The organism is Martinezella lusitana (assembly GCF_010668395.1).
Taxonomy (GTDB): Bacteria; Pseudomonadota; Alphaproteobacteria; order Rhizobiales; family Rhizobiaceae; genus Rhizobium; species Rhizobium lusitanum_A.
Genome location: NZ_WUEY01000055.1, coordinates 1 through 2,628 on the forward strand (window position 1 = coordinate 1; position 2,628 = coordinate 2,628).

Sequence of the window (2,628 nt, forward strand, 5' to 3'; positions counted from 1 at the left end):
AGGTGCGTATTCCGATGAAGCCGGCCACTGGTTCCGAAATCAAGCCGGCCAGTCATTCCGATTTCATTCCGGCCGCCGTTCCGATTTGAAGGCGGCCACTTTTCGGACTGATCCTGGGTCAGGTGAATGTGTGGATCTGGTTTCGTTCGCCGTCAAGCTTGCGATGTTTCCGGCAGTGCTGGAGCCCGCTGTTTTCTCATACTTTCGCCACTGAGCTCGATGCGGTAGGCGTTGTGGACAAGGCGGTCGAGGATGGCGTCGGCGAGCGTCGGATTTGCGATGATCTCGTACCACCGGTCCAAGGGTACCTGACTTGTGACGATGGTAGATCGCCGTTCGTAGCGATCTTCGATAATCTCGAGAAGGTCGCGGCGCTGGTCGTCGTTGAGCTTTTCTGGGCCCCAGTCATCAAGGATCAGCAGGTCGGTCTTGGCCAGCGATTTGAGGATCCGGCCATATCTTCCATCACCTCTTGCCAGTGCGAGGCTGGCAAACAGCCTCGGGACGCGGTGGTACGCGACGGAGAAATCCTCGCGGCATGCTTTGTGACCGATCGCGCAAGCCAACCAGCTTTTGCCGACGCCGGCCGGGCCGGTTATGAGAAGGCTGTGGTGTTTTTTGATCCAATCGCAACTGGCCAAGGTCATGAACAGATTGCGATCAAGACCGCGGGCTGCACGGAAGTCAGCGTTCTCGATCTGCGCGTCGTGGCGCAACTTTGCTGCCCTGGCGCGCGCTTCGAAGCGCTTTTGTTGGCGCATGGTGGCTTCTCGCTCCAGCAGAATGGCGAGCCATTCGCCATGTTCGAGGCCTCGCACCTCGGGCGTGGCATCGAGCTCCTGGAAGGCCGTGGCCATGCCGTAAAGGCCGAGCTCTCGCAGTCGGTCGATAGTAGGATGTATCAGCATCGGTCTTGTCCTCAATGAAAGTAGCCGGGACCACGCAGATTGGCATGGTCGATGATTGCGGAGGGTTCGGTGGAATGTTTTGCGGCCTTATGGTTGGCCAAAAGCGAGGCAATGCTTTTGCAGTTCAAGCCTCCGATCTCGACAGCTCTGGCTGATACGGCCTCGGCGCGATCGCGAGCGATGTCGCGAAACAGGCGCAGGATGCCCAGGCATGTTCGAAAGCCCTGTTCCGGGTGCGGCCGGCTGGCGAGAACGGAGATGACCAAGCCTTCGGTATTGGGCCCGATGGATGCGCCCCAGCGACGAAAGCGATCGGGCGTCCACTCGGCATATCGCCGGTGGGAACTGGGCATGTGCTCTGGATCAGTGCCGTGCCGAGGGCCACCATATCGGCGTTGATGAGCCGCGACGCGCTTGCCGCGGTGAAAGATCTCCACGGTGCGCGCCGTCGCTCTGAGGTCGACCTGCTGGCGGATGAGGCCATGTGGAACGGAATAGAGGAAGGTCTTGTATTCGACGTGATAGTCGGTCGAGACACGGACCAATCGCCATTCCGCAAACTCGTAATCGTCGCCGGGAAGGCGTGCGAGCGCGGCGCGCTCGACATTCTCGAACAACTGCCGTCGGGTGACACCAAGGCGACGCATGACATGATCGTTGATGCGGTCCAGAGCCTGAGCGATGGCCGCATTGGCCTCGGCCAGCGAGAAGAAGGTCTGATTGCGCAGGCGTCCAAGGATGCAGGACTGAGCGAAACGAACACCGTTCTCGACCTTCGACTTGTCCTTCGGCCGTTTCGGCCGGGCCGGAAGAACACCAACACCGTAGTGCGAGGCCATCATACCGTAGCTTCGGTTGATCTCGGGATCGTAGAAACTGGCACGGTTGACCCCAGACTTGAGATTGTCGGGAACGATCAGCCGCGGAACACCGCCGATGAAGCGAAAGAGGCGAACATGCGAGCCGATCCAGTCAGGCAGGGTCTGGGTCCAGGTTGCCTCGGCGTAGGTGAAGTTGGAAGCGCCGAGCACTGCGACGAAGATCTCCGCCTCGCGAATCTCGCCGGTCGTGCGGTCGACGATCGGTATCTTCTTTCCCGAATAGTCCACGAAGACCTTGTCGCCGGCGGCATGCTCCTGGCGCATCGTCGGAGACAGCCGTTGTTCGAAGCCGCGGAACAGCTCACAAAACCGGCTGTATCCATACCCATCAGGGTTTGAAGCGCGATACTCTTCCCATAGGATTTGGAGCGTAACGCCAGGCTTCTTGAGCTCGACGGCAAGTTCGGCCCATATCGGTTCCGTTCGCCGTCGGGTGCCTTGCTTGACACCATTGCGGGCGAAAAGCTTGTTCTCGAGAGCATCATCGGTCAGGTCGCCTGGCAAAGGCCAGGTCAAGCCGATCTCGGCTGCTCGCCGCAAATTATCCTGCACCGTGCTGCGCGCTATTCCCAACACGACCGCAATCTCACGGGAGCTGGTCCCGCTTCCGGCAAGCCGCAGCATCTGTCGTAACTGTCTCATGGTCAGCCTTCTCTTTGCCGGCATCAAAATCTCCACGTTGCGCGTGGTCCATTTGATGCCAAAGTTGCTGACCCAGGGGGGTATTCTTCAGTGCCGAAAATCGGCCGGTCTTTGATTGGAATAGTGGCCGGCTTCAAATCGGAATGGTGGCCGGTCTTTGATCGGAATGCCGGCCGGCTTCACGTCGGAATCCGCAG

Annotated in this window: 2 protein-coding genes; both read right to left on the minus strand. The window is 59.5% G+C overall.

The window, feature by feature from the left end; translation table 11 throughout:
- Positions 1 to 152: 152 nt before the first annotated feature.
- Positions 153 to 908, minus strand: coding sequence for an IS21-like element helper ATPase IstB (gene istB / locus GR212_RS36425; protein ID WP_163994966.1), 756 nt, complete (start codon positions 906 to 908; stop codon positions 153 to 155).
- A gap of 11 nt (positions 909 to 919) precedes the next feature.
- The gene (gene istA, locus GR212_RS36430) at positions 920 to 2,431 is read right to left on the minus strand and encodes an IS21 family transposase (protein ID WP_163994968.1); all 1,512 of its coding nucleotides are present in this window, start codon (positions 2,429 to 2,431) and stop codon (positions 920 to 922) included.
- Between the last annotated feature and the right edge of the window lie 197 nt (positions 2,432 to 2,628).